This window comes from Pseudomonas sp. DE0157 (assembly GCF_007678615.1).
GTDB lineage: Bacteria > Pseudomonadota > Gammaproteobacteria > Pseudomonadales > Pseudomonadaceae > Aquipseudomonas > Aquipseudomonas parafulva_B.
This window is the reverse complement of the sequence record NZ_VEJN01000001.1, coordinates 567,789-594,082: the sequence shown is the minus strand read 5'-3', so window position 1 is coordinate 594,082 and position 26,294 is coordinate 567,789. Positions and strand designations below refer to the sequence as shown.

Sequence of the window (26,294 nt, the reverse complement as noted above, 5' to 3'; positions counted from 1 at the left end):
GGCGTTACATGTCCACTCGCGAAATCCGTATTGCCACCCGTAAAAGTGCCCTGGCCCTGTGGCAGGCCGAATACGTCAAGGCGCGCCTGGAACAGGCCCACCCTGGCCTGAAAGTCTCCCTGGTGCCCATGGTCAGTCGGGGTGACAAGCTGCTTGATGCACCCTTGGCCAAGATCGGCGGCAAAGGGCTGTTCGTCAAGGAACTGGAAACCGCTCTGCTCGAGCACGAAGCCGACATTGCCGTGCACTCGATGAAAGACGTCCCCATGGACTTTCCCGAGGGCCTTGGCCTGTATTGCATCTGCGAGCGTGAAGATCCGCGCGATGCCTTCGTTTCTAACCGATTCGACAGCCTCCAGTCGTTGCCCGCCGGCAGCATCGTCGGAACCTCGAGCCTGCGTCGACAGACCCAACTGCTGGCCCGTCGTCCCGACTTGCAAATCCGCTTTCTGCGCGGCAACGTCAATACACGCCTGGCCAAGCTCGACGCGGGTGACTACGACGCCATCATCCTGGCGGCAGCCGGGCTCATCCGCCTGGGCTTCGAAGCGCGAATCACCGACAGCATCAGCGTCGACGATAGCCTTCCTGCCGGGGGGCAAGGCGCCGTCGGCATCGAGTGCCGCAGCGCCGACGCAGAGATCCACGCGCTCCTTGCGCCTTTGCATCATCTCGATACGGCCGATCGTGTGGTAGCCGAGCGCGCCTTGAACAAGCGCCTCAACGGCGGTTGCCAAGTGCCGATCGCCTGTTATGCCGTGCTCGAACAAGACCAGCTGTGGCTTCGCGGCCTGGTAGGGCATCCAGACGGCGGTACCCTGTTGGTCGCCCAGGCCAGGGCGCCTCGTCTGCAAGCCGAAGCACTCGGTATGCAGGTGGCCGAAGACCTGCTCAACCAGGGCGCTGAGGCCATCCTCAAGGAAGTCTACGGCGAGGCAGGGCATTCGTGAGCCCTTGGCGCCTGCTGTTGACCCGACCCGCCGAGGAGTGTGCAGCGCTTGCCCACACACTGGGCGAAGCCGGCATAGCCAGCAGCTGCATGCCTTTGCTTGCAATCGAACCTGTCATGCTGCAGCGGCCGCAGTTGGAATTGCTCAAGGAACTGTCCACTTACCAGGGGTTCATCGTGGTCAGTAAACCGGCCGCCAGGCTGCTGCTGGCGGCAGCGGAGCAGCGGCAGCTATCCCTACCGCCCCAGGGTTGGTTCACGGTAGGCGCGGCTACAGCTGCGGTGCTGCAGGATGCACAGCTTGATGTCAGCTTCCCCGCAGGCGGGGACGACAGTGAAGCCCTGCTCGAATTGCCTGCGCTGCAACAGGTACTGGCGAACCCAGCGCCGCGCATCTTGATCGTGCGGGGTGTCGGAGGTCGCGAACTGCTGGCAGAGCGTCTTGCTCAGCTAGGTGCTACCGTCGATTATCTGGAACTGTATCGCCGCAACCTGCCGCCCTACCCTGCAGGCTACCTGTTGCATCGCATCGAAGCGGAACGCCTTAATGGCCTGGTGGTCAGCAGTGGACAGGGTTTCGAACACTTGCAGCAACTGGCTGGTAGCCAATGGCCGCAGCTGGCACGCTTGCCGGTGTTCGTACCGAGCCCGCGGGTCGCCGAACAGGCCCGGGCCGCAGGTGCCCAACACGTTGTGGATTGCCGTGGCGCCAGCGCCACGGCCTTGCTGGCAGCCGTGCAGCGCAGCGCTGCACCTGCCGACCCAGGCGCCAAGCTCTAAGGCGGCGCGCCCCCATGCAAAGGATGGATACGTGAGCGAGACTGTCTTGTCCAACAAGGATCAAACATCGGCACAGGCGCCGACGGAGCCTGTCACCCCAGTGCCCGCCAAGCGCTCCGGCAATGGCTTGGCCGCGCTGGCCCTGTTGTTGGGCGCTGCCGGCATCGCTGTCGGTGGTTGGGGCGCTTGGCAAGTGCACCAACTGCAAGGCAGCGAGTTCGATCAGGGCCAGCACCTGGAGGCGCTGAACCAGCGTGCCGAGGCACTTCAGCAGCGCGAACAGAAAATCAGCGCGCAGTTGGCAGGTCTGCCGGCAGCCAGTGAGCTTGAAGACCGCCGTCGCCTGGTGGCGCAGCTCCAAGGCGATCAACAGCGTCTGAGTCAGCGGCTTGAGACCGTACTTGGTGAAAGCCGCAAGGAATGGCGCCTGGCCGAAGCCGAACACCTGTTGCGTCTGGCGACCCTGAGGCTGTCGGCCTTGCAGGACATCACCAGCGCCAAGGCACTGGTCGAAGGCGCGGACGAGATTTTGCGCGAGCAAAGCGACCCTGGCGCCTTCGCCGCGCGCGAGCAACTGGCCCGCAGCCTCGCCACCCTCAACAATACCCAGCAACCTGACCGCACCGGCCTGTTCCTGAAATTGGCGGCTCAGCGTGAGCTCGTCCAGCAACTGAGCGCCCAGTCGCCCGAATTCGACAATGACGCCAATGCCATGGGTGCGCTGACCAGTGACGGCGATAGCGCCAGTCGCCTGGCCAAATGGTGGTCGGAAATATCCAAGTATTTCCAGATTGAATTCAATGCCGACGAGAATGTGAAACCGTTGCTCGCCGGTCAGCAGCTCAACCAGCTGCGCCTGGCGCTGAGCCTTACGCTGGAGCAGGCGCAATGGGCAGCGCTCAACGGTGATGCGAAGGTCTATGCCCAGGCATTGGATGATGCACGCAGCGTGCTGCTGGCCAACTTCAACGCCGACAACCCGCAAAGCAAAGCCATGCTCGACAGCCTCAACGCACTGGCCAAGCAACCCGTTTCGGTCGTGACCCCTGATCTCAGTGAAAGTCTTGCCTCCGTTCAGGCCTATATCCAGCGCCGGCATCTGCCTGCCGAGGACAAGGGAGACAAGCCATGAAGCGTGTCTACCTGTTGGCGGTATTGGCCATTGTGGTGGCGGCGGCCCTCGGCGTAGCCGTTGCCAAGCACAGCGGCTACGTGATGATTTCCTATGGCAGCTTCCGTTACCAGTCCGGGCTTTGGGCCGCGCTGTTGGGGCTGCTGGCCGTCATCCTGGCGCTGCTGGTGTTGCGTTTTCTGGTCGGCCTGGTCCTGGCCTCTGGCGGGGCGGTCAACCCCTGGTCCCGGCGCAACCGCAGCCGGCGTAACCGCGTTGCCATCGAACAGGGCCAGCTGGACTTGGCAGAAGGGCGCTGGGCCAGCGCCCAGCGTCATCTGCACAGGGCCGCAGAGGCTGAACGCCAACCGCTGATGTATTACCTTGGCGCCGCCAAGGCCGCCAACGAGCAGGGCCGTGTCGAGGAAAGCGACGGTCTGCTGGAGCGTGCGCTGGAGCGGCAACCTCAGGCGGAGCTTGCCGTAGCCCTGACCCATGCCCAACTGCAAATGGACCGTGGCGACAACGACGGGGCGCTTCAGACGTTGCTGGCCATGCAGGAGCGTCATCCGCACAACACTCAGGTACTGCGTTTGTTGCAACGCTTGCAGCTCGAGCGCGGCGACTGGCCTGCGCTCATTCGCCTGATGCCGGACCTGCGCAAGAACAAGGTGCTGCCCGCTACCGAGCTTGCCACGCTCGAACGTCGTGCCTGGGGGCAAAACCTGAGCCTGGCACAGAACCGGGGCGAAGATGCGCAAACGGCTCGCCAAGCCTTGGAGCGTGCCTGGCAGCAATTGACCTCCGCCCAGCGTCAGGAGCCGCAACTGGTCCTGGCCTATGCCGAACAACTGCGCCAGCTCGGCGCCCAGGACGAGGCCGAGCAGGTGTTGCGTACGGCGCTCAAGCGCAGCTACGAAAGCCATCTTGCCCGGCTGTACGGTCTGGTGCGCGGTGAGGATCCCGCGCGCCAGCTGCAGACCGCCGAAGCTTGGCTCAAGGACCATCCCCAGGATGCCAGTCTGCTGCTGACGCTGGGTCGACTCAGCTTGCAGAATCGGTTGTGGGGCAAGGCCCGTGACTACCTGGAAAGCAGCTTGCGCATGGAGCGCAACCCCGAAGCCTGCGCCGAGCTGGCGCGTCTGCTCGCTGGCCTTGGCGAAACCGAACGCAGCAACCAGCTTTTCCAGGAAGGGCTTGGTTTGCTCGATGAGCGTTTGCTGGCGCTGCCTTTGCCGGAGACGGTTCGCGCTTGACCTGACCCTGGCCCGCGGGAAGCCGCGGGCTTCATGGGCAGGTAATCTTTCGGTTTGGGGTGGAGAAATCCTGACGTATTTTCTTACGGTGCGTCTTACACGGCAGTTGGATATTTCCTAGGCAACGCTGGGAATTGTCTCGACTGTTGTGCCTTGAAACAAAGGATGTGTTTCCTCTACCGTTTCAAGCCACGACCACCGATACCGGGATCCCCACTGCCCATGCTGCCGGCCCGCCTGCGTACTTTCTTCTTCCCTGCCTGCCTGGTGGCGCTCACTGCCCTGGTCACTGCATTCGAGCTGCAGGATGCGCTTGGGCTTTTACCGTGCCTACTGTGCCTGACGCAACGGGTGCTGCTGGCAGGGTATGTCCTGGTGTGTCTAAGCGCGGTGCTGCATGGGCCGACACTTGAAGGCCAACGCCGCTATGCCCAGCTAGCGCTTGGCTTTGCTCTGGGTGGCGCTGCAGTAGCCGCAAGGCAAGTCTGGTTGCAGGGGGTGGTTGTCGATGATCTGGTGTGCCCCGTCGCCATCGACCGCAACGCCGGGCAGTACTGGAACGAGCTTGCCCGGCAACTGTTTTCCGGGGCCCCTGATTGCAATGCCCTTACCTGGAGCTTCATGGACTTGACGCTACCCGAATGGAGCCTGATGGCCTTTGTGCTCCTGGCTGCGTTGGCGCTTGGCCATCTACTTGCAAGTCGCCTGCATGCCTTGATCATCCATGACCTCGAGCAACGCTGAACTGCCGTAGACCGGTGGTCTTAAAGCGGTTTATTAAACACTTGTACGAAGTTATTACCCTGCATACCTTGAAGGGCAGCTTGCGTGGGAATAATCTCCGAGCACGCATACCGAAAATCCAAGGTTTGATGCTGTCCTGCTGATTCAAACTCGTGCCATAGCAGCGCTACGCGAGGAGCAGCGGCATCTGCCCACAGGGGAAGAGATCGCCATGCTCGATAGTTGTCAGAATGCACAGGAACGCTGGGGCGGGGTCAACGCGCTGATCGACCGTTGGCTGAGCGAGCGCGAGCAACTGGTTCATGCCTATCGTGCTTTACGCGATGCCAAGCTTGCTTTTGCAGACAAGGACACCAACGGCGACTTCTGTGCGCTGCTTGTGGACTACGTCTCGACGTGGCACTTCGGAATCTGTGAACAACTGGTCATTGAGGCCGAGGCATTTGGGGACACCCGAGCCCTTGACCTTGCAGGCGAGATCAACCCACGCATCGATGACATTACCCAGATTGCACTGGCCTTCAACGATCACTGCGTCAAGGCTGAATGCAGGGACACCGAGCGCTTCGCCGAGAAGCTCGGCAAGCTTGGCAGCTTGTTGCATGAGCGTTTCGAGCTTGAAGACTGTCTGATTGAAGTGCTGCACAACGCGCACAAGGGAGAAGGGCTGACGCCCGTCTGAGGGCCATTCAGTCCTTGGTTTGCAGCAATTGGATTTCAAAAACCAGCGGCGTGTAGGGTGCGATCAAATCACCCGCGCCGTCGGCGCCATAGGCCAGTGCAGACGGAATCACCAGTCGCCATTTTGCCCCCACCCGCATCTGCGGCAGCGCCACCTGCCAGCCCTCGATAACCGAGTCGAGGCTGAACCACTGCGGTTCACGGCTTTGGTCGAACACGTCCCCGCTGGGCAACTGCCCCACATAATTCACTAGTACTTTGGCGCCTGCCTTGGGCTGCGGGCCATTGCCTGCTTGTAGCTCGCTGTACAGCACGCCTTGCATCAACTCACGCACACCAGCACGCGCCCGCTCATTGGCCATGAAACGTACCTCTGCGGCTTCAGGCGCCTGGAGCACAGCGTCTTGCTGCTGCGGTTGGTGCTGTTCGAGCAGCGACTGCATGCGGGCCTGGCTCAACTTCAAGGGCTGTTGCTGGTACGACTGGCGCAAGCCCTCAATGAGCGCATCGAGCTGTAGCCCTGGCATTTCGTGTCGCAGCCGTTCACCCAGGCTGGCGCCCAGGCTGTAGGCGAGGTCCTGATCATCGGTGTTGGCCACGGCCAACATCGGCAGTAGGCAAAAACCTAGAACAATGGATCGAAGCATGACCAATTCCTACGGCGGTGGGTGGCGAAGTATGCCAGTGTCCAGGGCGGTGCGGGCTCGCCCGGTGCCGGGCACATGATGCATTCAGCAACGGCAGTTAGCGTCGGCGATGAGTTGTTGATTGCAGTGTTTGCGATGCGCAATGTACTCAGACGTTGATATGCAACAGTGTATGGATATTGCGGTCAAGATGCCCTAGCGGCCTGCGCAGCGGAAGCATAGTATGAGTCGCACTCTCATCAGTCAGGAGGTAAGTCATGTCGGCCAAGAAAAAGCCAGTCAGCACGCCGTTACACCTGCTTCAGCAACTTTCGGGTAGCTTGCTTGAACATTTGGAAGAGGCCTGCTCGCAAGCGCTGGCTGATGCAGAGAAGCTGTTGGCCAAGTTGGAAAAGCAGCGCGGCAAGGCCCAGGAAAAACTGCATAACGGTCGCTTGAAGTTGCAGGACGCAGCAACGGCGGGCAAAGCCAAGTCGCAAAACAAGGCCAAGAAGGCAGTTGCCGAGCTCGAAGCGCTGCTCGACTCGCTCAAGGACCGTCAGACCCAGACTCGCGGCTACATCCAGCAGCTAAAGCGCGATGCTCAGGACAGCCTGAAACTGGCCCAGGGCGTTGGCAAGGTTCGTGAAGCTGCCACCAAGGCCCTCGACCAACGTGCAGCCCAGGCTGCCGCCCCAGCCGCTACCAAGCCTGCTGCCAAGACCACAGCCGCCAAATCGTCCACCCACGCTACCGGCAAGGCCAAACCAGCCGCGCGAACCGCAGCGACCAAGCCTGCGGCCAAGGCCGCCGACGCCAAATCCGTGGCAGCCAAACCCGCTGCAAGCTCGACCTCGAAGCCTACCGCGGCCAAGGCTGCCGCGAAGCCGGCCGCGGCCAAGTCCCCTGCCAAAGCAACGGCGGCCAAGTCTTCCGCGACCGAACCTAACGCAGCCCGTCCCCAGGCGGCTAAGTCTGCATCCAAGTCTGCATCAGGCGCTGCGGGTGCAAAAGCCACAAGCAAGCCCGCACCTGCCAAACCCTCGACCCGTGGCACCGCTACCAGAACGGCGACTCGCACTGCCAGCAGCCGCTCCGCGAGTGCCAAGCCGGCAACAGCTGCGGAAGAAAGAGCCCCATCGTCCGGCAACTCGGTGAGCCCTGCCACACCAGTATCCGATGTAAGTGCTGCTCAGTCGTCGTCCACCGACGCCTGATGCGCCAGTGCCGCCGCGCGCAATTGTTCAAGCGCGCGGTGATCTTGCAGCTGGCTCGGCACAAGCCCAGCCAGCCAGTCGCCCGTTTGTCCAGGTCTGCCAGCGGGCCACTGTGATGCACAGGCTTGCAAGCGCTCCAACAGCGCTCTTTCGGCCGAAAGCTCCAGCTTTTTGAGTTGCTCTCGAAGTTCAGCCAACGGTTGATCCTCTTTGGCTGATTCTCGCCATTGTTCGCGCAGGCTTCGTAAGGGCGATACCACATCCCGTTGCCAGGGCCCTGCACAGCCCTGCAATGCCTCGATGCGCAGTTGCTGCACCTCGATTGACCTGGCCTGCAGCCAGGTGGCGCACAGTAGCAGGCATACATCGCCTCCTTGCCGTTGCAGGTCGAGGCAAGCCGCTTCCACACCGGGCCTGGCGTACAGGCTCAGGGCGTGATCCCACAAGTCGCTTTGCATGGTTCCACTCGCGCTATGGGCCGAGGAAGCTGGTAGACTCCGCGACCATCATGATCAGACTATCCAACCTCACTTTACAGCGTGGTCCTCAGCGCTTGCTAGATGGCGCCGAGATGACCCTGCACACCGGTCACAAGGCCGGCCTCATCGGTGCCAACGGTGCCGGCAAATCCAGCTTGTTCGCCTTGCTGCGCGGTGAGTTGTCGCCCGATGGCGGTGATTGCCACCTGCCGGCAGACTGGCGGATCGCACACATGCGCCAGGAGGTCGATACCCTTGACCGGGTGGCCGTGGACTATGTGCTCGACGGCGATGTGCGATTGCGCAGGGTGCAGGCTGCGTTGGCAGAGGCCGAACAGGCCCATGACGGTACGGCACTGGCCCGGCTGCATAGTGAGTTGGACAGTGCTGACGGTTATACCGCCGATGCGCGAGCGCGCAAGCTGCTGGCGGGGCTGGGCTTTACCAACGAGCAGATGGACCGCCGCGTCGGCGACTTCTCCGGTGGGTGGCGGATGCGCCTGAACTTGGCCCAGGCATTGATGTGCCCCTCCGACCTGTTATTGCTCGACGAGCCGACCAACCACTTGGATCTGGACGCCATCCTCTGGCTGGAAGACTGGCTCAAGGGCTACCCGGGCACGCTGTTGTTGATCTCCCATGACAGGGATTTCCTTGATGCCGTGGTCGATCACGTGCTGCATGTCGAACAACGCAAGCTTAACCTTTACAAGGGCGGCTACAGTGCCTTCGAGCGCACCCGTGCCGAACGCCTGGCCCAACAGCAGCAGGCCTACGAGAAGCAGCAGGCGCAGCGCGCGCACATGGAAAAATACATTGCGCGCTTCAAGGCCCAGGCCACCAAGGCGCGTCAGGCACAGAGCCGCATAAAGGCCCTGGAGCGCATGGAGGAGCTGTCAGCTGCTCACGTGGATTCGCCGTTCGATTTCGTGTTCCGCGAGTCGCAGAAAATCTCCAGCCCCCTGTTGAGCTTGTCCGAAGGGCGACTGGGTTACGGCGACAAGGCCATCCTCGAGAAGGTGAAGCTGCAGCTGGTGCCAGGTGCACGCATTGGCCTGCTAGGCCCCAACGGCGCAGGCAAGTCCACCTTGATCAAGAATCTTGCCGGTGAGCTTGAGCCGCTGTCCGGGCGCCTGGTGCGAGGTGAAAACCTCGCCGTCGGCTATTTTGCCCAGCATCAGCTCGACTCGTTGGACGACAAGGCCAGCCCCTTGCTGCACCTGCAGCGCATTGCCCCAACCGAGCGCGAGCAAACGCTGCGCGATTTCCTCGGTGGTTTCGATTTTCATGGCGACCGCGTAGACGAGCCGGTCGTGAATTTCTCAGGTGGCGAAAAGGCACGGCTTGCGCTGTCGCTTATCGCCTGGGAGCGGCCGAACCTGCTGCTGCTTGACGAACCCACCAACCACCTGGACCTGGAAATGCGGCTGGCCCTGACCATGGCCTTGCAGGAGTTTGCAGGGGCAGTGGTAGTGGTGTCCCACGACCGGCACCTGCTCAAAAGCACCACTGATGACTTCTTGCTGGTCGCCGATGGCAAGGTCGAACCCTTCGACGGGGACCTCGATGACTATAGCCGCTGGCTCGTGGACTATCGTCAGCGCAACGCGCCGGTCAGTAGCGCGGTAACCAACCCCGACAAGACCGACAAGAAGGCCATGCGCCAAGCTGCGGCAGCATTGCGCCAACAATTGGCGCCACACAAGAAGACCGCTGACAAGCTTGAAGCTGAACTCAACCAGGTGCATGCACAGTTGGCCGAGATCGAGGCTGCGTTGGGTGATGGTGGTCTCTACGAAGCGGCGCGCAAGGAAGAGCTGCGTGAATTGCTGGCCCGGCAAACTGCGCTGAAGCAACGTGAAGGTGACCTCGAAGACGCTTGGATGCAGGCATTGGAAACGCTTGAAGCCATGCAGGCCGAACTCGAAGCGCTCAGCTGACGCGCGCTCTGCGAGCTTTGCTACCGGCCTCCCGGAAGCAGAGCTGCAGAATCGTTCAAATTGCGCTGGTCATTTTTTCATCGGCACCTTAGCTTAATGTTTTGAAACATGTGCATGAGCGAGGTGTGGGATGTCGATGGAAGTGTGGTTGGGCTTTTTTGCCGCCTGCTGGGTAATCAGTCTGTCTCCCGGCGCGGGCGCTATCGCCTCGATGTCCAGCGGGCTGCAGTACGGGTTCTGGCGCGGTTACTGGAATGCGCTGGGCTTGCAGATTGGCCTGGTGATGCAGATCGCAATCATTGCTGCAGGCGTCGGGGCCATCCTGGCTGCCTCGGCCACCGCCTTCCATGTAATCAAATGGTTCGGCGTCGCCTACTTGGTATACCTGGCCTATAAGCAATGGCGCGCCTTGCCCATGGACATGAGCGATGAATCCGGTATACGACCCATCGGCAAACCGCTGAGCCTGGTGTTCCGAGGTTTTCTGGTGAACGTCAGCAACCCCAAGGCCCTGGTTTTCATGCTGGCGGTGCTGCCGCAGTTCATCAATCCCCATGCGCCTTTGCTGCCACAGTACATCGCCATCGCCGCGACCATGGTTGCCGTCGACATGCTGGTGATGGCGGGCTATACCGGGCTTGCAGCCCGCGTGCTGCGGGTGCTGCGCACACCCAGGCAGCAAAAGCGCCTCAACCGTACCTTTGCCGGGCTGTTCATCGGTGCGGCCACGTTCCTGGCCACCTTGCGCCGCGCGCCGCTGTAGATCCAGGGCAGGGGGGCTGCGCCTTTTGGCTCACAGCCATCTGCTCAGGGCATTAGTGGGATTTATCGAGTCTTCTGCTTTGGCGCGCTGTCTATTCCCCAGGCACGATGATTGCAGTCATCCTGCCTGGGGCGCTGATGCCCACCCTTGAGCGCAAGCTCTTAAACAGGACTGGCGCTTACACCGAAGCGCATGCCGGCACTGCGGAGGAATCATGGACAAACCGACTCACCACTTTTCCGAATTGTTCAAGCAGCTTGGACTGGACGACGATCCGGTCGAGATCGAGCGCTTCATCACCACCCATTCGCCGCTCGACGATGATGTGAAGTTGGTCGATGCACCGTTCTGGAGTGAAGGCCAGCGTGCTTTTCTCAAGGAAAGCTACACTGCCGATGCCGACTGGATTCCCATGATCGACCAGTTGAACGAAGCACTTCATCCGGCCAAGAAATAAGTTACCCGCAGCGAAAGAGTAAGTGGCCGTGAGTCGCCCCAGTCAATGCGCCGTTACCGCCATTCAAGCGGGATAGGGTGTGGACCGTTCTGGACTCGGCTGACGGCCAGCCTTACCTGTGGCGCGTGCGGGCAAACGCGTTTCCAAGCGTTTCACTCACCGCGGATGTACTGCTCGAGCTGCAAGATCAGCCCTGCCTGCTCCGCAATGGTCTCCTTGACCAGGTCGCCAATCGACAACAGCCCCAACAGCTCACCGTTGCTCACCACCGGTAGATGGCGCAAATGCCGGTTGGTCATCAGGTTCATGCAGTATTCAAGGTTGTGCTTCGGCTCCACGGTGACCACCGGTGCGCTCATGATATCGCGCACCGGCGTGGCGGCCGACGAGCGTCCCTTGAGCACCAGCTTGCGCGCATAATCGCGTTCACTGACGATACCTACCACCTCGTTGCCTTCAACGACAGGCAATGCGCCGATGTTCATCTCGGCCAACAGTCTGAGGGCGTCGAGCACTGAGTCGTCCGGGCCGATGGTATACACGGTCTGGTGTTCGGACTTGCTCTTGAGGATTTGTTCGACGTTTTTCATGGCGGCCTCTGCGGGTGGAGGAAAACACTGGCGACGGTCATGCAAGCATCGACCACCCGGCGCCGTCCGGCAATGCAAGAAACGGCATCGAGGTGATTGAAAAACGTCATGAGCATGCAGAGGGCGTCTGCCTCAACCCTCTCGGGTGATCAGTCGTCGGTGGCAGTCCTCGGGGCTCAACTGCCGGCCTGCACGGGATCGAACGATGATCGTCTCGATGGGCTCGTCCGTCACTTTATCCAGCATGATCGAATGGCACTCGCCTGAACCGTACATGAAACGCTCTCCCCACTGGCGCATGCTGATGACAATGGGGAAGGCGGCCCGCCCCATCTCGGTCAGCACATACTCCTTGTAAGCGCTCCCATCCGAAGCAGGCCGTACCTCGAACACGCCCAATTCGACCATTGCCTTGAGCTTTACGGTGAGGATGTTCTTGGCGACACCCAGTCGCTTCTGAAAATCACTGAACCGCCGTACGTCGTCAAACGCTTCGCGGATGATCATCAATACCCATCGGTCCCCAATTGCTTCAAGGGTGCGCGCCACTGGGCATTCACTGCGCGCTAGCTGTTCCTGTTTGGCCATGTTTGTCCATGAGCAGATGTTGAAAAGCGCTAACCATATGAGAAAACGTTCATGGCCAGTAGTTGCATTTAAAAACCTGTTTTGTTAAAAATCGCTGCAAGTGGTTTTCTTTTAAAACCGATTCCAAGGATGGAAGTGCATGCCGTACAGGCCAGACAGCCCGGTCAAGCGCGCGGCGACAGCCGAAGCATCTGCCAATGGCTACGACACACCGCGTAGTACCACACTCAGCTCCTCTCAGACCTTCCTCTTTGCCATTACCTGCGCAATGGCCGTGGCGAATGTCTACTTCGCCCAGCCGCTGCTCGAGTCCATGGCCAGCAGCTTGGCGGTGCCTGCCAGCACCATCGGCATCGTCGTCACGGCCACCCAGGCAGGTTATGCGGTCGGTTTGCTGTTCATCGTGCCGCTGGGCGACTTGGTCAACCGGAAAAAACTCATCCTTTGCCAAATGCTCCTCAGCGCCTTGGCCCTCTGTGCCGTAGGGCTGGCGCAGGCCTGGGCCGTGCTGCTGGGTGCGATGGTCCTGGTGGGATTGATGGCCGTGCTGGTGCAAGTGGTGGTGGCCTACGCTGCGGCACTGGCAAGCCCCGAGCAACGTGGCCAGGCCGTGGGGACGGTGACCAGTGGCGTGGTCCTGGGGATTCTGCTTGCACGTTTCGTGTCTGGCGCAATGGCCGATCTGGCCGGGTGGCGCAGCGTGTATTTCGTGTCGGCCGTGCTGATGGCGGGGATGGCCTTGGTGTTGTGGCGCACGCTGCCCGCACCTCCACGGGCTTCGGTCAGCGGCGGCTACTTTGCCCTGCTGCGTTCGGTGCTGCAGCTGTTTCTAAGCGAACGTACCCTGCGCGTGCGTGGGGTCTTCGCGTTGCTCATCTTCGCAGCCTTCAGCGTGCTCTGGACTTCCATGGTCCTGCCGCTCAGTGAGCCAGACCTTGCGCTTTCGCATACCCAAATCGGGCTGTTTGGCCTTGCCGGCGTAGCAGGGGCCCTCGCCGCAGCGAGGGCCGGGCGACTGGCAGACCGTGGCCTGGGCAATCGCACCACAGGCATTGCGCTGGCCGTGTTGACCCTGTCCTGGCTCCCGACGGCGTTTGTCCACAGCTCGCTGCTGGCAATGGTCCTGGGCGTGGTGATGCTCGACTTCGCCGTGCAGGCCGTGCACGTCACCAACCAGAGCCTGATCTTTGCTGCACGGCCGGATGCGCAAAGCAGGCTCGTTGGCGCCTACATGTGCTTCTACTCGCTGGGCAGCGGGCTCGGTGCCATCGCGGCGACCTACACCTACGCCCAGGCGGGTTGGGTCGCCGTGTGCCTGCTGGGCGCATCGATCAGTGCCGTCGCCTTGATCTACTGGCTGTGGTTGAACTTCAACGACCGATAAGTACTTGCGCTTCAACAGGTGTGCTCATTGTTTCGACACAGCCACCTGATGCCGTGCGCGCGACACCGCAACTTCAACTGACCCGAGGCACGTATGGCGCTGCACAAACTGACCGTTTCCTCCCACGGCGTCGACTTTGAACTGCCTTCCAATTCACCCCTTACGGACATCGAATGGGAGGCCGGTGGCAAGAATGTCATCCCGCTGGGTTGCCGTATCGGGGCCTGCGGGGCGTGCCTGATCAAAGTCAAGAAAGGGCTGGACGCGTTGAATCCACGCAACGATGAGGAAACAGCATTCATAGAACTGTTGGGCTATAGCGGGGCGGACTACCGTCTGGCCTGCCAGTGCCTGATCAGAGGTGAATTGGCCATTGATGTCATTGGCTAGGCAGTGCGTTGTTCACGTCGACTCATGATGAGTGGCGTCTTGTATCAGAACCCAAAAAGAGGCTCGAATATGCTGAACCGTGTAAAGAATGTGGGCTATGGCGATCGCACACCGTTCCTCAATGCTGCTGCATCGGTCAACCTGCGTGGGGAAATCGACAGCATCATCGATGAACAGGTCGAGCAGTGGTACAAGACGGTGCCGCAAGCCGCGCACCTGGAAGGCAAGGATGTCAACAGCGCCTACTACAAGCGTCACCTGATCGAAACGGCGTGGCGTATCCGCCTGCTGCGCGTTGCCGAGGCCAAGGCATTGGTCGAGGTGGCGAAAGTCAGCCCGGAAGCTGCGCAGATCTGGGCCCACTACGAGCAGGAAGAAATGCTGCATGACGACCTGTTCATCCAGGATCTTCAGCGTGTAGGCGTCAGCCGCGAAGAATTCCTTGCCACTGAGCCCTACTTGTCCACCAAGCTGTTGGCAGGCTTCTTCTCCTACCTGCTCGACCATGAAGGTCCCCTGGGCGTCATCGCCTACTCGTACCTGGTCGAGTACGTCAACGTCAAGCTTGAGCCGCGCAAGCTCGAAGCGCTCAAGGGCTCGGTCGGCGAATCCAAGATCGCAGGTCAGATTTCCCACTCCCACACCGACATCAACGATGACCACCCAGGCGAGGTATGGGCGGCGTTGCGCTTCTTGATCAAGGGTGAGCAGGACATCGCTGCGCTCAAACGCTACCTGGCCGAGCATCAGAAAGTGCTGGCCATGTACTTCAACGAGTTGTACCTGGACACGCTGGCCAGCCCGCAAGCCAAGGTAGCCTAAGCCATGGTGCAGGCAATGAAGACGACGCGACCTGGTGTGCTGATCCTGAGCCATTGCGGCTTTTCCTTTCTGGAAGACTTGAAGTTAGAGCTGCATCGTCGTCAGCTTCGCTGCTTCGTGCTTTCTTCATTGCCGCTTCCTGAACATGTACCCGCTCGTTTGCAGCAAATCGAGTCCTGGGCAGACCGGCTCTATGTCGGCGACGCTCACCAATTGCGCAGCGACGAGGTTACCCAAACCCTCCAGCGGCTGCATGAAGCAGGCGAACAGGTCACCTGTTGCATCAGCGTGTGGGAGGGGTATCGGCACCTGATGGCGCAGGCCAACCTGTCGCTTGGCACCTACGACATTGCCCCTGAGCAAGCGCTTGCCCTGCGCAACAAGCTCGCGGTGCGTAACCAACTGGCGGCGGCCGGGCTTTCACACGTCCAGGCGCATGCACTGTCGGCACCGGTCCTGCAGGCCTTGCAGCTGGACGGCCGCCACTACTTCATCAAGCCGATCCACGGCATTGCTTCCTATGCCGCCTTCCCAATGCATCCGGACACCCGTTGGGACACGTTGGAAGCCCTGAGAGAGGCTTCGGCAAGCGACACCGTGTATGCCTCTGCCTTCAACGAAGGGCTTGAGTTCATGGCCGAGGATTACATACCCGGTAAAGAATTCAGCTTCGAGACCCTATTGCTCGATGGTCAGGTCCACGTCGTGGCCATCCATGAAAAATACGAAGTCACAGAGACCGCCGAAACGGTATTGGAAGACAGCTGCACCACACCGCCGGCCAGCCTCGATCAGGCACAGATTGCAGCCGGCCTGGCATGGCTGAATCAAGTGCTTGGCTGTCTGGCGTTGAAATGGGGCTGCTACCATATCGAAGCCAGGTTCACGGACGAGCATTGGGACCTGATCGAAGTCAATCCACGGGTTGGCGGCAGTCTGATTTCTCATAGCGTAGAAGCGGTCGCTGACGGGCACAGCATGCTGTCGCTGTGGCTGGACCTGCTATTCGCAAGCCAGGACGATGGGCCTCTGCGCGAGGCCTTCGCACATCGTCTGGACAGGCTCGGCTGGCACGCTGATGGCACCACCGCACAGACGACGGCCACGTTCTTTCGCGTCTATTTCGCCAAACCCGGCACCTTGCGTTGCGTCGAGCTGGCTACGGCCGCACCGGCGCCTAGCGTCACACACATCCTGCTCAAGGCAGGCGATGTGATTCCTGCCCATGCCCGTGAAGTGTTCCTCGGTCAGTTGCTGTGGACATTCCCGCGCACAGAGCACCCCGCTGAACTCAAGCGCTTGTCTCGTATCAGCGCAGATGCGCTCGATATCCAGTACGAAACCGAAGGCTTCTGACGCCCGCCACGCACCGGAGACAACTGACATGTCCTTGCAAAGACCCGTTTTGCTGGTTGTGGATTACAACTTGAGCCGTATTGGCGACGTTCAACACATGCGCAACCATGCCCGTGAGCGCTGGAATGCCGAAACCTGGTTGGTTCGCAGTGCTCCCCAGGCGCACGATCTGCGCATCAGCGATCGGCTGATCGACGCAGACCCGTTGGCACCGGACTTCATCCAGCGCGTGCTTGAGCAGCTAGGCGACGATGCCACGCGTGTGAGTGCTGGGATCGTGTTTTCCGACAATGCCGTAGCCAGTGGCGCTGCGCTGCTCGAACGCCTGGGTTTGCCTGTTGACGACGCCCGCCTTGCCTTGGGTGCGTTTGATAAGCTGGCTTATCGGATCAGCGAGCAGCGCATCGGGCCGATGCTCACCCAACTCGGCGTGATGGTGCCGGATTTCGAGCGCATCAGGTGCCTTGAAGACGTCCAGAACTTCGCCCAGCGTCAGACACGCGGCTTCGTCATCAAGCCCACGACCGAGGGCAATAACCGCGGCGTGGTCCTGGTCGCCCCGGGCGCAGACTGCGACCAGGCGTTTGCCGAGGTGGAGCCGTACCTGGCGAACGGCGTGCTGGCCGAAGCCTTGATACCCTTTGACCGTGAATTCTCGTACGACGGATTGGGCGAGTTGTGGTTCATCACCGAGAAAGTCAGCGCCACCGGGCGCTACCCTGTGGAAGTGGCGCAGATCCTGCCGGCCCGGCTCGACCATCAGGAGCGCATGGCCATCCGTGTGGTGGGCGAGCAGGTCAACCGATTGGTTGGCCAGCGCATCGGGCCGTTCCACAATGAGATCAAGCTCAGCGAAAAAGACTGCAACACGGCGGTGGTCGAGCCCAATCGGCGTCCTGCAGGCATGAAGATCTGGACGCTGGCTCAGGCCGTCCACGGGCTTGACTTGTATGCAGCCTGGATCGACTCGGTATTTTCGGCAGCCATACCCAAGGAGCTGCCAGAACCGACCTGTAGCGCAGCCACCCTCATGTTCGGCGTGCCCCAGGACATGACCGTCGAGGTGGCCCAACTGGGCGATGTTCATGCCCTGGTGGTGGAAACGATCGCCTGCGCAGCCCAGCAGCTGGGCATCGCGCAGGACGCCGTCGTCTTGCTCGAATGCGCTTGGGTGACCCGTGCGCGCCGTCTCGTCCATGCAACGCCCCGCGACAATAGCGACTTCGTGGCGCAGGCCTGCGTCGCGCTGCACGATACCCAGGCCGATATCCGTGATCTGGTGAGTGCGCTGCGCGAACGATGGCTGCAAGTCATGGCGCGCAGCCTGGCTGCCGAACCCCTGCTCAAGGCCGCTTGCTGAGCGACGCCCTCCACGCTTCGAGAACAATAATATGAAGATTCTGATCCTCCACCGTGTGCCTTACCCCCGAATCGAATACCACCGTGGCATTGATCATGTGCTGCACGAAGTCACCTATTTCGGTAAGCAAGCTGCAATCGACACGCTGCCTGCCGATTTGCAGTGCGAGCGGGTGGTACGAGCAGGTACCGCCAGTGCCAGCGAGGAAGCATTGGCATGGTTGTCTGATAGCCCCCAGCACTTTGATCGCATCATTTCGATGTCCGAATACGAGTTGCTCGATGCTGCGCGCTTGAGAGAAGCACTGGGCGTTGAAGGGGCGTCAGTGCAGACCGTGACCCTGGCGCGCAACAAGCTACTGATGAAGGAGGCGGTGTAGGCTCATGGCTTGCGCATACCGCGGTTCATGTCGCTGGCCTGTTATCTGGAGGCGCAGGGCCAGGTGCCTTGGGCGGGCAAAACGGTCTTCAAACCCCATAGCGGTGCTTCGAGCGCGGACGTCAGCGTACATGTGTCATCTCAGGCCCACCCCGAAATCCGGCGCAAGATCCATGAACAGTCGTTGCACATCGATGATTTTCAGGTCGAGGAGTACATTGCAGGCCCGATTCGCCATTTCGACGGCTTGGTGCTCGACGGTCGAATCGTCACGATGCAGGCCAGTGAATATGTAGGCACCTGCCTGGCCTACATGGAGCAGGGCGCGCCGCTGGGCTCCTGGCATGTGGACAGCTGTGCATCCACACGGGAGTGGGTGGGGCAGGCGCTGAACGCGGTGCAGATCACCCAGGGCGCTTTTCACCTGGAAGCCATCATGGACGCCAACGGGCCGGTGTTCCTCGAAGTGGGTAATCGGGTCGGCGGGGCTGACGTGGTGGCGACCTATGAGATGGCCACAGGGATCCATTTGCCTTCGCTGGAACTGCGTATCTATGTCGAGGGCGAACTAGACTTTTCGACACTGAGCGGCCGGCAGGCGGACTTGGGCTACGGATGGTTCGTGTTCCCTGGGCACACTCACCCGCAGCGCACGTTCCATGGGCTCGAGGGCGCAGGTGAACTGCGCAGCAGCCCTTGTATCGTGCAGTGGAACGAACTCGAACCGGGTGCACCATTGCCTGGGCACGTGACCTACTCGGCATTCGAAGCGCCGCTGGCGGGCATCGTCAAGACTGCCGACCCCGAGCGTACCCGCGACTGGATAGGCGATTTGTTCTCCCGGGTATCACTGGCCCGGCACCTGACCTCCGTTGCTTAACTTCTTCTTCAAGGCAGCCTGCCAATGAAACCACAGCATGTAGTGCTGGCCGTTCTGATCACGGCCATCTGGGGCATCAATTTCTCTGTCATCAAACTGGGGCTGGCCACTGTCGATCCCCTGATCCTCGCCGGGATTCGTTTCAGCCTGTGCGCGCTGCCGGCGATTTTCTTCATCCGCAAACCTGATGTGGCCTGGCGCTACATCATTGGTTATGGCCTGGTGTTCGGCATCGGCTTATGGGGTGTGGTCAACCTCGGGATCAAGGCTGGGCTGTCTGCCGGCATTGCCTCGCTGGTGCTGCAGTTCAGTGCATTCTTCACCATCCTGCTGGGCGGGGTGGTCTTCAAGGAAGCACTGACGCGCTTTCAGGTGCTGGGCATGCTGGTCGCCTTTGCGGGGCTGCTGTGCATCATTACGATCAGCGACGGCTCGGTGACGTTGCCTGGTGTACTGCTGGTACTCCTTGGCGCTGGCGCATGGAGTGTCGCCAACGTCATCAACAAGAAGGCCAGGACCAAGGACGTGTTCGCGTTCCTGGTGTGGTCCAGCGCTTTTGCACCGATCCCGTTGTTCGTGCTCGACTACGCGGTCAACGGCAGTGCCGGCTACACCGCGCTGGTCCATCAGGTGGACAGCACGGCCATTCTGTCGATTCTCTTCCAGGTCTACCCCAACACCTTGTTTGCCTACTGGATCTGGAATTCGCTGCTCAAGACGTACCCGGTATCAACCGTCGCACCGCTTTCGCTGCTGGTGCCGATTTTCGGCATGCTCGGCTCGGTACTGGTGTTCAACGAGAGCGTGCCCACCAGCAAGGTGCTGGCCGTTATCCTGATCGTGCTGGGCCTGGCTGTGGGCCTGTATGGCCAGCGCCTCTTCAATGCTTTGTCCGCGCGCACCGCGCGAACTTCACTGTGAATCGATAGGAAGTCGAAATGAGTTTGGGAAGACGTGGATTCATGGGGGGCGCTGTGGGCGCCACCCTGGTTGGCGGCAGCATGATCGCCAGCTTGTCCAACGCAGGCGCCGCTCCGGTGCCTGAACCGGAAGCCCCGGCATTCGATCCCGCCGACTGGGCATCGGTACGGTCGCAGTTTCAGCTGTCGCCCCGGTATGTGCATATCTCCAACTTCTTCCTGGCATCCAACCCCAAGCCGGTGCGCGATGCCATGGCGCGGCACCGGGAGGCCTTCGACCAGAACCCCTATACCTACCTTGAAGACCACATGTTCGCCAAACCCGAAGACATGGTCTGGCGCAAGGTCTGCGAAACGGCAGCCGCCTATACGGGGGGCGCGCAGAGGACATTGCCCTGACCACCAGCACGACCCAGGGCCTGGCAATGATCTACAACGGCATCAAGCTCAATCCCGATCAGGAAATCCTCACCACCCACCATGAGTGGTACACCCACGACGAAGCGATGCGCCTGGCCGTGGTCAAATGGGGTGGCAGCATCAGGCGCATCGATCTCTACCAAGGGCCGCAGGACGTCAGCGTCGATGCCATCGTGGCGCGTATCGAAGCCGCCATTCGCCCTTCGACCCGCATTCTGGCAATGACCTGGGTTCACTCCGGCACCGGCGTGCGATTGCCGGTCAAGGAGATCGGCGACCTGGTGGTCCGGCTCAACAACGGCCGTGACGAGGCGCAGAGAATCCTGTACGTAATTGACGGGGTGCATGGTTTCGGCTGCTCCGAGGCGCAGGTCGCCAGCCTGGGATGCGATTTCTTCAGTGCCGGTACGCACAAGTGGATACTCGGCCCCCACGGCACCGGTCTGGTGTGGGGACGCGAGGGGCAATGGCGCCACGTCATGCCGACCATCCCCACCATCATGGCGGCCGAGCCTGCCAATGCCTGGCGCCAGGAACGTGCGCCGCAGGGTGATACGCAAGCGGCCTGGGTAAGCCCCGGGGGGTTCCAGGCGTTCGAGCATCAGTGGGCGATGATCGAGGCGTTCCGATTCATCGAGCAAATTGGCCGCACGCGCATTGCCGAGCGTGTCGCCGAACTCAATGGCCAGCTCAAGGAAGGGCTGGCCAAACTGCCCAACGTTTCATTGCTCACGCCCCAGAGCGCGCAGTTTTCAGCGGGTATCGTGTGCTGCGACGTCAAAGGTCAGGCGCCCAAGGACGTGGTGGCGAAGTTGAAAGCGCAGAACATCATTGCCAGCGCAACGCCCTACCGTCACACCTCGGTTCGCTTCTCTGCCGGGATCACCAACACCCCCCAGGACATTGAGAAGACCCTGCAGGTGATGCACAGCCTGACGTGATTCAGGGCTGTGCAGGGTTCACCGGACGCGCTACCCGGCCCTCTAGGCCGGGTAGCGATGCCAAAGGCAGAGGCGGGGCTCAGAGCTTCGGCATCTGCCCGATCCGCGCCACCATTTCGCTGACCACCTGCAGGTCCAGCATGAACTGGTCCACGGTCTTGAACTCGTTGTCGTTATGCCCGGTGTACTTCACGCCGGGCATTGCCAGACCAAACTGCACGCCGTTGGGCAAGTCATGCACCGAGGTGGCCCCGGCGGACGTACCGAAGGTGTGCTCCATGCCCAGGTTTTCGCTGGCCACGGCCAGCAGTGCCTTGACCCACTCGCCTTCTGGGTTGCGGTACATCGGCTCATCCAGGCTGTAGTCGTAGGCGGGCGTGATATGGCTCTGCTGCGACCATTTGCCGAGCTTGTCGGCGATTTCATCCTTGATCGTTGCGACCGCCTTGCCCTTGGGAATGCGCAGGTTGATCGCCAGCTTCAAGCCTTTGTCATCCACACCGACGAAGGTTGGCGAGGCGGTAAGCGGCCCCATGAACGCATCGTCATAGGCGATGCCCAGCTTCTTGCCCAGGTAGTCCAGGCCCCAGTTGTCCGCCGCATAGCGGGCAGCATCGGTGAACTGGTTCTGCTTCAATGGCACCGTTTTGCCCACGCCATTGATGAAGTCCAGCATGCGCGCGACAGGGTTCACGCCCGATTCGGGTTCTGAGGAATGAGCTGACATACCGGTTACGGTGAGCACCACCTGCTTGCCGTCGGGTTTGGCAGCGATGCTGAAGTCGCCACCGTTTTGCTTCACGTACTCGGCACCGGCCGTGTTCAGTCGCCGCGCCAGTGCGCTGGAGTCGTCGGTGAGCAAGGTCGCTACCGAGGTGGACGGGATCTGATTGGTAGCAAGCCCACCGGTGAGGTTGACGATTTCGGCCCCGTGGCCGCTGGCCGCACGCTTGGCAAAATTCGCCATCACGGTGCCGTAGCCTTTTTCCGCGATGACCACCGGGTAGCCGCCATCCAGGGCGAGGTTGTAGTCAGGCGTGGGGTTGCGCTCGAAGTAGTACGGGATGGCATCGCCGCTGGTTTCCTCGGTGGTGTCGATCAGCAGTTTGAATTGCCGCGCCAGGGGCAGGTTTTCATCCTTGGCGACCTTCAGGGCATACAGCGCTACGACGATGCCATTCTTGTCGTCCTCGGTACCACGGCCGTACATGCGATCACCGACCAGGGTCACCTTGAACGGGTCCAGGCGCGTGCCGTCGGCAAGCTTCCAGTTTTCCGGTGTGACAGGAACCACGTCGGCATGGGCATGGATACCGACCACTTCCTTGCCGCTTCCCAGGGAGATTTCGTAGACACGGTTGTCGACGTTGCGAAAAGCCAGCCCAAAGCCTTCGGCCAGTGCCTTGATCTTGTCGGCGATCTTCAGGAACTCAGGGTTTTCATGCTGAGGTGTACCCTCGACGGTGACCGTGGGAATGGCCACCAATTCGCGCAGCGTCTGGGTGGCGGCCTTGCCGTACTTGATGCGGGTGTAGAGCCCGAGCAGGCGATTGATCTCGTTCTGCTGCTCGGCGTCCAACGGCTTGCCGGCCAGGTAGGTGTCCAGGGTGGCGCCCAGGCCATCGGCCTGGTTCAGGTCGCTGCCTTTGAGCTTGCCGAGAAACTGCTTGAAGTCATGCGGATCGCTGCCGTCGAACGCCTTGACGATCGCCGCAGACTGCTGCTGGGTGAGGTTGGCCTGGGCAGGCAATGTGAACAAGCCGATGCTGGCCGCCAGCAGGGAGACAGAGGTGAGCTTTTTCAGGTGCATGAGTGTACGCATTCCTTCGCCAGTCATTGATGAGGCCCCGTCGTGCGGGAAGGCCCTCACGCTAACACCAATGACCTGTGGTACGGCAGTACCAGGCGTGTGACATGGCGCACAAACGAAAAAGCCCCAGGCGTTGGCCTGGGGCTTTTCATGTATGGCGCACTCGGCGGGATTCGAACCCACGACCCCTGCCTTCGGAGGGCAGTACTCTATCCAGCTGAGCTACGAGTGCAACGCGCACGCATGATACCTATCTCGTTCGTCGGCGTCCATCGCCTTGATCTGTAGCCTTTTTTACCTGTTGCCGTGTTTCGCCTCCACTAGGTACGGCTACTATTCCGGTTCGTGCTCGCCCTGGTCCGACAGGCTGCATCACACCCTGCCAGTGAGCCGTTTCCAATAAAGGTGTTCAACCGCTCGTTCTTTTTTTCGAACAGCCTATTGTCCAACACCCCAGCAGACGCTTAGCATTCGTTTGAGATTTCAAACGCTCGGAGCCCTGCGCTGGGCGCTTTCAACAATCAACAATTCGGGAAGCCGACATGCAGCTCAAAGACGCTCAGTTGTTCCGCCAGCAAGCCTTCATCAACGGTGAATGGCTGGATGCGGACAGCGGCCAGACTATCAATGTGACCAACCCTGCCACGGGCGAAGTCATTGGTACCGTGCCGAAGATGGGTACTGCGGAAACCCGCCGCGCCATCGAGGCAGCCGACAAGGCCCTGCCGGCCTGGCGTGCCCTGACCGCCAAGGAGCGCTCGACCAAGCTGCGTCGCTGGTTCGAACTGATGATCGAAAATCAGGACGACCTCGCTCGCCTGATGACCACCGAACAAGGCAAGCCGCTGGCTGAAGCCAAAGGCGAAATCGCCTATGCCGCCTCCTTCATCGAGTGGTTCGCCGAAGAAGCCAAGCGCGTCTATGGCGACACCATCCCCGGCCACCAGCCTGACAAGCGCCTGATCGTCATCAAGCAGCCGATTGGCGTCACTGCGGCCATCACCCCGTGGAACTTCCCGGCTGCCATGATCACCCGTAAAGCCGGCCCGGCCTTGGCCGCTGGCTGCACCATGGTGCTCAAGCCTGCCTCGCAGACGCCGTACTCCGCGCTGGCCCTGGTCGAACTGGCCAACCGTGCCGGTATTCCGGCGGGCGTGCTGAGCGTGGTCACCGGCAGTGCTGGCGAAGTCGGCGGCGAGCTGACCGGCAACGCCTTGGTGCGCAAACTCTCCTTCACTGGCTCCACCGAAATCGGTCGCCAGCTGATGCAGGAATGCGCCAAGGACATTAAGAAAGTATCCCTGGAGCTGGGTGGCAACGCCCCGTTCATCGTGTTCGACGACGCCGATCTGGATAAGGCAGTCGAAGGCGCGATCATCTCCAAGTACCGCAACAACGGCCAGACATGCGTCTGTGCCAACCGTATCTACGTGCAGGACGGCGTCTATGACGCGTTCGCGCAGAAGCTGGCCGCCGCTGTCGCCAAGCTCAAGATCGGTAACGGCCTGGAAGACGGCACCACCACTGGCCCGCTAATCGACGGCAAGGCCGTGGCCAAGGTGCAGGAGCACATCGAAGACGCAGTGAGCAAAGGCGCCAAGGTCCTGTCCGGCGGCAAGCTGATCGAAGGTAACTTCTTCGAGCCGACCATTCTGGTCGACGTGCCCAAGACCGCTGCCGTTGCCAAGGAAGAAACCTTCGGCCCGCTGGCGCCGCTGTTCCGCTTCAAAGACGAAGCCGAAGTCATCGCCATGTCTAACGACACCGAGTTTGGCCTGGCCTCCTACTTCTACGCCCGCGACATGAGCCGTGTGTTCCGTGTCGCCGAAGCGCTGGAATACGGCATGGTAGGCATCAACACCGGCCTGATTTCCAACGAAGTGGCGCCATTCGGCGGTATCAAGGCTTCTGGCCTGGGCCGCGAAGGCTCCAAGTACGGTATCGAGGATTACCTCGAAATCAAATACCTGTGCATCAGCGTCTGATCGCACGGTAAAGGCTTTACCTCTGCCAGCGGGGCGCGAGAGCGACGTTCCGCTGGCCTTTTTTACATTGCAGCACCTGGTGGCCAGGGCGCTCGCGGCAGTCGATCAACGAATACTGACTGCGGGCAACCCCAGCTACCCCCGAATAAAAGCGCCATGTTCAACGGCGCAATGAGGGCATTATGAGCAAGACCAACGAATCCTTGATGCAACGCCGTGTCGCCGCCGTTCCACGTGGCGTCGGTCAGATCCACCCGATTTTCGTTGAATCGGCCAAGAACTCCACCGTCATCGACGTCGAAGGCCGCGAACTGATCGACTTCGCTGGCGGTATCGCCGTGCTGAACACCGGGCACCTGCACCCAAAAGTGGTTGCAGCGGTGCAAGAGCAGCTCACCAAGGTCAGCCACACCTGCTTCCAGGTGCTGGCCTATGAGCCCTACGTAGAGCTGTGCGAAAAGATCAACAAGCTGGTGCCAGGTGACTTCGACAAGAAGACCCTGTTGGTATCCACCGGCTCCGAAGCGGTCGAGAACGCCGTCAAGATCGCCCGTGCCGCGACCGGCCGCGCTGGCGTGATCGCCTTCACCGGCGGCTACCACGGCCGTACCATGATGACACTGGGCCTGACCGGTAAAGTCGTGCCGTACTCCGCAGGCATGGGCCTGATGCCAGGTGGCGTCTTCCGTGCACTGTTCCCGAGCGAGCTGCATGGCGTCAGCGTTGACGATGCCATCGCTTCGGTCGAGCGCATCTTCAAGAACGATGCCGAGCCACGTGACATCGCCGCTATCATCCTCGAGCCCGTACAAGGCGAGGGCGGCTTCCTGCCAGCGCCTAAAGAGCTGATGAAGCGTCTGCGTGCCCTGTGTGACCAGCACGGTATCCTGCTGATTGCCGACGAAGTGCAGACCGGTGCAGGCCGTACTGGCACCTTCTTCGCCATGGAGCAGATGGGCGTTGCGCCTGACCTGACGACCTTCGCCAAGTCCATCGCTGGCGGCTTCCCGCTGGCCGGTGTGTGCGGCAAGGCTGAATACATGGACGCCATTGCACCGGGCGGCCTGGGCGGCACTTATGCCGGTTCGCCAATCGCCTGTGCTGCGGCCCTGGCCGTCATCGATGTATTCGAAGAAGAAAACCTGCTGGACCGCAGCAAGGCCGTGGGCGAGCGCCTGACTGCCGGCCTGCGTGAAATCCAGCAGAAGCACCCGATCATCGGTGACGTGCGTGGCCTGGGTTCGATGATTGCCGTCGAAGTCTTCGAGAAAGGCACTCATACCCCTAACGCTGCAGCTGTCGCCCAGGTCGTTGCCAAGGCACGCGACAAGGGCCTGATCCTGCTGTCCTGCGGTACCTACGGCAACGTCCTGCGTATTCTGGTGCCGCTGACCGCCGAAGACGCCCTGCTGGACAAGGGCCTGGCCATCATCGAAGAGTGCTTCGCTGAACTCGCTTGATGTAGCT

General features: G+C 61.0%; 27 protein-coding genes and 1 tRNA gene. 22 read left to right on the top strand and 6 right to left on the bottom strand.

Going from position 1 to position 26,294, the window contains the following annotated elements; genetic code table 11:
• Nucleotides 1-8: 8 nt before the first annotated feature.
• The 6 genes from hemC to FS777_RS02610 all read left to right on the top strand — a co-directional run bounded on the left by hemC (nt 9) and on the right by FS777_RS02610 (nt 5,522).
• Nucleotides 9-950, top strand: a complete 942-nt coding sequence (gene hemC / locus FS777_RS02635; protein WP_023535732.1) for a hydroxymethylbilane synthase — start codon at nt 9-11, stop codon at nt 948-950.
• The gene (locus FS777_RS02630; protein WP_058637038.1) at nt 947-1,729 is read left to right on the top strand and encodes a uroporphyrinogen-III synthase; all 783 of its coding nucleotides are present in this window, start codon (nt 947-949) and stop codon (nt 1,727-1,729) included. Before hemC ends, FS777_RS02630 begins: the two co-directional genes overlap by 4 nt.
• A gap of 31 nt (nt 1,730-1,760) precedes the next feature.
• Nucleotides 1,761-2,861 (top strand): uroporphyrinogen-III C-methyltransferase, encoded by a 1,101-nt coding sequence (locus FS777_RS02625; protein ID WP_145253863.1) that lies wholly within the window; start codon nt 1,761-1,763, stop codon nt 2,859-2,861.
• Nucleotides 2,858-4,096, top strand: a complete 1,239-nt coding sequence (locus FS777_RS02620; protein ID WP_058637040.1) for a heme biosynthesis HemY N-terminal domain-containing protein — start codon at nt 2,858-2,860, stop codon at nt 4,094-4,096. The genes FS777_RS02625 and FS777_RS02620 overlap by 4 nt, the downstream gene beginning before the upstream one ends.
• Nucleotides 4,097-4,318: 222 nt before the next feature.
• A complete protein-coding gene (locus FS777_RS02615) occupies nt 4,319-4,840 on the top strand; it encodes a disulfide bond formation protein B (protein WP_058637041.1) in 522 nt (173 codons plus the stop codon).
• 211 nt (nt 4,841-5,051) lie between these two features.
• Complete coding sequence (locus tag FS777_RS02610; protein WP_058637042.1) at nt 5,052-5,522, top strand: Rsd/AlgQ family anti-sigma factor; 471 nt, start codon at nt 5,052-5,054, stop codon at nt 5,520-5,522.
• Nucleotides 5,523-5,529: 7 nt separating this feature from the next.
• On the opposite strand, the gene FS777_RS02605 is transcribed toward FS777_RS02610, so the two are convergent.
• The gene (locus tag FS777_RS02605; protein ID WP_058637043.1) at nt 5,530-6,168 is read right to left on the bottom strand and encodes an FKBP-type peptidyl-prolyl cis-trans isomerase; all 639 of its coding nucleotides are present in this window, start codon (nt 6,166-6,168) and stop codon (nt 5,530-5,532) included.
• Between the two features lie 257 nt (nt 6,169-6,425).
• On the opposite strand from FS777_RS02605, the gene FS777_RS02600 reads away from it, so the two are divergent.
• Complete coding sequence (locus FS777_RS02600) at nt 6,426-7,364, top strand: AlgP family protein (protein WP_058637044.1); 939 nt, start codon at nt 6,426-6,428, stop codon at nt 7,362-7,364.
• On the opposite strand, the gene FS777_RS02595 is transcribed toward FS777_RS02600, so the two are convergent.
• Nucleotides 7,340-7,822, bottom strand: coding sequence for a TIGR02444 family protein (locus FS777_RS02595; RefSeq protein ID WP_058637045.1), 483 nt, complete (start codon nt 7,820-7,822; stop codon nt 7,340-7,342). The genes FS777_RS02600 and FS777_RS02595 overlap by 25 nt on opposite strands.
• A 50-nt stretch (nt 7,823-7,872) precedes the next feature.
• Between FS777_RS02595 and FS777_RS02590 the strand changes: the two genes are divergently transcribed.
• The 3 genes from FS777_RS02590 to FS777_RS02580 all read left to right on the top strand — a co-directional run bounded on the left by FS777_RS02590 (nt 7,873) and on the right by FS777_RS02580 (nt 11,003).
• Nucleotides 7,873-9,783 carry an ATP-binding cassette domain-containing protein gene (locus FS777_RS02590; protein WP_058637046.1) on the top strand — a complete coding sequence of 637 codons (1,911 nt, stop codon included), beginning with the start codon at nt 7,873-7,875 and terminating at the stop codon, nt 9,781-9,783.
• 130 nt (nt 9,784-9,913) lie between these two features.
• The gene (locus FS777_RS02585) at nt 9,914-10,546 is read left to right on the top strand and encodes a LysE family transporter (RefSeq protein WP_058604691.1); all 633 of its coding nucleotides are present in this window, start codon (nt 9,914-9,916) and stop codon (nt 10,544-10,546) included.
• Nucleotides 10,547-10,760: 214 nt separating this feature from the next.
• Nucleotides 10,761-11,003, top strand: a complete 243-nt coding sequence (locus FS777_RS02580) for a DUF2789 domain-containing protein (protein WP_058637047.1) — start codon at nt 10,761-10,763, stop codon at nt 11,001-11,003.
• Nucleotides 11,004-11,155: 152 nt separating this feature from the next.
• Here FS777_RS02580 and FS777_RS02575 read toward each other — a convergent pair whose 3' ends face one another.
• Both FS777_RS02575 and FS777_RS02570 read right to left on the bottom strand, forming a co-directional pair.
• Nucleotides 11,156-11,593, bottom strand: a complete 438-nt coding sequence (locus FS777_RS02575; protein ID WP_023535729.1) for a CBS domain-containing protein — start codon at nt 11,591-11,593, stop codon at nt 11,156-11,158.
• 132 nt (nt 11,594-11,725) lie between these two features.
• On the bottom strand, nt 11,726-12,181 hold the full coding sequence (locus FS777_RS02570; RefSeq protein ID WP_145253860.1) for a helix-turn-helix domain-containing protein: 456 nt from the start codon (nt 12,179-12,181) through the stop codon (nt 11,726-11,728).
• Between the two features lie 139 nt (nt 12,182-12,320).
• Here FS777_RS02570 and FS777_RS02565 point away from each other — a divergent pair, with 139 nt between their 5' ends.
• The 10 genes from FS777_RS02565 to FS777_RS02530 all read left to right on the top strand — a co-directional run bounded on the left by FS777_RS02565 (nt 12,321) and on the right by FS777_RS02530 (nt 21,032).
• Nucleotides 12,321-13,565 carry an MFS transporter gene (locus FS777_RS02565; RefSeq protein ID WP_058637049.1) on the top strand — a complete coding sequence of 415 codons (1,245 nt, stop codon included), beginning with the start codon at nt 12,321-12,323 and terminating at the stop codon, nt 13,563-13,565.
• A gap of 93 nt (nt 13,566-13,658) precedes the next feature.
• Nucleotides 13,659-13,955 carry a 2Fe-2S iron-sulfur cluster-binding protein gene (locus FS777_RS02560; protein WP_145253857.1) on the top strand — a complete coding sequence of 99 codons (297 nt, stop codon included), beginning with the start codon at nt 13,659-13,661 and terminating at the stop codon, nt 13,953-13,955.
• 69 nt (nt 13,956-14,024) lie between these two features.
• Nucleotides 14,025-14,777: a hypothetical protein gene (locus FS777_RS02555; RefSeq protein WP_058637051.1), complete on the top strand. Its 753-nt coding sequence runs from the start codon at nt 14,025-14,027 to the stop codon at nt 14,775-14,777.
• 15 nt (nt 14,778-14,792) lie between these two features.
• The gene (locus FS777_RS02550; RefSeq protein ID WP_058637089.1) at nt 14,793-16,133 is read left to right on the top strand and encodes an acetyl-CoA carboxylase biotin carboxylase subunit family protein; all 1,341 of its coding nucleotides are present in this window, start codon (nt 14,793-14,795) and stop codon (nt 16,131-16,133) included.
• Nucleotides 16,134-16,161: 28 nt separating this feature from the next.
• On the top strand, nt 16,162-17,493 hold the full coding sequence (locus FS777_RS02545) for an acetyl-CoA carboxylase biotin carboxylase subunit family protein (protein WP_078477809.1): 1,332 nt from the start codon (nt 16,162-16,164) through the stop codon (nt 17,491-17,493).
• A gap of 31 nt (nt 17,494-17,524) precedes the next feature.
• The gene (locus FS777_RS21600; RefSeq protein WP_256675148.1) at nt 17,525-17,872 is read left to right on the top strand and encodes a hypothetical protein; all 348 of its coding nucleotides are present in this window, start codon (nt 17,525-17,527) and stop codon (nt 17,870-17,872) included.
• A 9-nt stretch (nt 17,873-17,881) separates the two neighbouring features.
• Nucleotides 17,882-18,751 carry an acetyl-CoA carboxylase biotin carboxylase subunit family protein gene (locus FS777_RS02540; RefSeq protein ID WP_256675147.1) on the top strand — a complete coding sequence of 290 codons (870 nt, stop codon included), beginning with the start codon at nt 17,882-17,884 and terminating at the stop codon, nt 18,749-18,751.
• Between the two features lie 24 nt (nt 18,752-18,775).
• On the top strand, nt 18,776-19,672 hold the full coding sequence (locus tag FS777_RS02535; protein ID WP_058637053.1) for an EamA family transporter: 897 nt from the start codon (nt 18,776-18,778) through the stop codon (nt 19,670-19,672).
• A gap of 17 nt (nt 19,673-19,689) precedes the next feature.
• A complete protein-coding gene (locus FS777_RS21595; protein ID WP_256675146.1) occupies nt 19,690-20,070 on the top strand; it encodes a hypothetical protein in 381 nt (126 codons plus the stop codon).
• A gap of 26 nt (nt 20,071-20,096) precedes the next feature.
• Nucleotides 20,097-21,032 (top strand): aminotransferase class V-fold PLP-dependent enzyme, encoded by a 936-nt coding sequence (locus tag FS777_RS02530; protein ID WP_256675145.1) that lies wholly within the window; start codon nt 20,097-20,099, stop codon nt 21,030-21,032.
• Between the two features lie 79 nt (nt 21,033-21,111).
• Here the strand turns inward: FS777_RS02530 and FS777_RS02525 are convergent, their stop codons facing one another.
• Complete coding sequence (locus FS777_RS02525) at nt 21,112-22,842, bottom strand: dipeptidase (RefSeq protein WP_145253898.1); 1,731 nt, start codon at nt 22,840-22,842, stop codon at nt 21,112-21,114.
• Nucleotides 22,843-22,997: 155 nt separating this feature from the next.
• Nucleotides 22,998-23,074 (bottom strand) — tRNA-Arg (locus FS777_RS02520).
• 310 nt (nt 23,075-23,384) lie between these two features.
• On the opposite strand from FS777_RS02520, the gene gabD reads away from it, so the two are divergent.
• On the top strand, nt 23,385-24,827 hold the full coding sequence (gene gabD, locus FS777_RS02515; protein ID WP_023535744.1) for an NADP-dependent succinate-semialdehyde dehydrogenase: 1,443 nt from the start codon (nt 23,385-23,387) through the stop codon (nt 24,825-24,827).
• 182 nt (nt 24,828-25,009) lie between these two features.
• On the top strand, nt 25,010-26,287 hold the full coding sequence (gabT, locus tag FS777_RS02510) for a 4-aminobutyrate--2-oxoglutarate transaminase (protein WP_023535755.1): 1,278 nt from the start codon (nt 25,010-25,012) through the stop codon (nt 26,285-26,287).
• Nucleotides 26,288-26,294 lie beyond the last annotated feature (7 nt).

Bases quoted from the DNA above. Each gene is read 5' to 3' on its own strand.
- FS777_RS02535 (WP_058637053.1), top strand. From the start codon at position 18,776: ATGAAACCACAGCATGTAGTGCTGGCCGTTCTGATCACGGCCATCTGG.
- FS777_RS02580 (WP_058637047.1), top strand. From the start codon at position 10,761: ATGGACAAACCGACTCACCACTTTTCCGAATTGTTCAAGCAGCTTGGA.
- FS777_RS21600 (WP_256675148.1), top strand. From the start codon at position 17,525: ATGAAGATTCTGATCCTCCACCGTGTGCCTTACCCCCGAATCGAATAC.
- FS777_RS21595 (WP_256675146.1), top strand. From the start codon at position 19,690: ATGAGTTTGGGAAGACGTGGATTCATGGGGGGCGCTGTGGGCGCCACC.
- FS777_RS02590 (WP_058637046.1), top strand. From the start codon at position 7,873: ATGATCAGACTATCCAACCTCACTTTACAGCGTGGTCCTCAGCGCTTG.
- FS777_RS02570 (WP_145253860.1), bottom strand. From the start codon at position 12,181: ATGGCCAAACAGGAACAGCTAGCGCGCAGTGAATGCCCAGTGGCGCGC.
- gabT (WP_023535755.1), top strand. From the start codon at position 25,010: ATGAGCAAGACCAACGAATCCTTGATGCAACGCCGTGTCGCCGCCGTT.
- FS777_RS02555 (WP_058637051.1), top strand. From the start codon at position 14,025: ATGCTGAACCGTGTAAAGAATGTGGGCTATGGCGATCGCACACCGTTC.
- FS777_RS02575 (WP_023535729.1), bottom strand. From the start codon at position 11,593: ATGAAAAACGTCGAACAAATCCTCAAGAGCAAGTCCGAACACCAGACC.
- FS777_RS02620 (WP_058637040.1), top strand. From the start codon at position 2,858: ATGAAGCGTGTCTACCTGTTGGCGGTATTGGCCATTGTGGTGGCGGCG.
- FS777_RS02545 (WP_078477809.1), top strand. From the start codon at position 16,162: ATGTCCTTGCAAAGACCCGTTTTGCTGGTTGTGGATTACAACTTGAGC.
- FS777_RS02615 (WP_058637041.1), top strand. From the start codon at position 4,319: ATGCTGCCGGCCCGCCTGCGTACTTTCTTCTTCCCTGCCTGCCTGGTG.
- FS777_RS02560 (WP_145253857.1), top strand. From the start codon at position 13,659: ATGGCGCTGCACAAACTGACCGTTTCCTCCCACGGCGTCGACTTTGAA.
- FS777_RS02565 (WP_058637049.1), top strand. From the start codon at position 12,321: ATGCCGTACAGGCCAGACAGCCCGGTCAAGCGCGCGGCGACAGCCGAA.
- FS777_RS02610 (WP_058637042.1), top strand. From the start codon at position 5,052: ATGCTCGATAGTTGTCAGAATGCACAGGAACGCTGGGGCGGGGTCAAC.
- FS777_RS02530 (WP_256675145.1), top strand. From the start codon at position 20,097: ATGATCTACAACGGCATCAAGCTCAATCCCGATCAGGAAATCCTCACC.
- gabD (WP_023535744.1), top strand. From the start codon at position 23,385: ATGCAGCTCAAAGACGCTCAGTTGTTCCGCCAGCAAGCCTTCATCAAC.
- FS777_RS02605 (WP_058637043.1), bottom strand. From the start codon at position 6,168: ATGCTTCGATCCATTGTTCTAGGTTTTTGCCTACTGCCGATGTTGGCC.
- FS777_RS02595 (WP_058637045.1), bottom strand. From the start codon at position 7,822: ATGCAAAGCGACTTGTGGGATCACGCCCTGAGCCTGTACGCCAGGCCC.
- FS777_RS02585 (WP_058604691.1), top strand. From the start codon at position 9,914: ATGTCGATGGAAGTGTGGTTGGGCTTTTTTGCCGCCTGCTGGGTAATC.
- hemC (WP_023535732.1), top strand. From the start codon at position 9: ATGTCCACTCGCGAAATCCGTATTGCCACCCGTAAAAGTGCCCTGGCC.
- FS777_RS02550 (WP_058637089.1), top strand. From the start codon at position 14,793: ATGAAGACGACGCGACCTGGTGTGCTGATCCTGAGCCATTGCGGCTTT.
- FS777_RS02600 (WP_058637044.1), top strand. From the start codon at position 6,426: ATGTCGGCCAAGAAAAAGCCAGTCAGCACGCCGTTACACCTGCTTCAG.
- FS777_RS02525 (WP_145253898.1), bottom strand. From the start codon at position 22,842: ATGCACCTGAAAAAGCTCACCTCTGTCTCCCTGCTGGCGGCCAGCATC.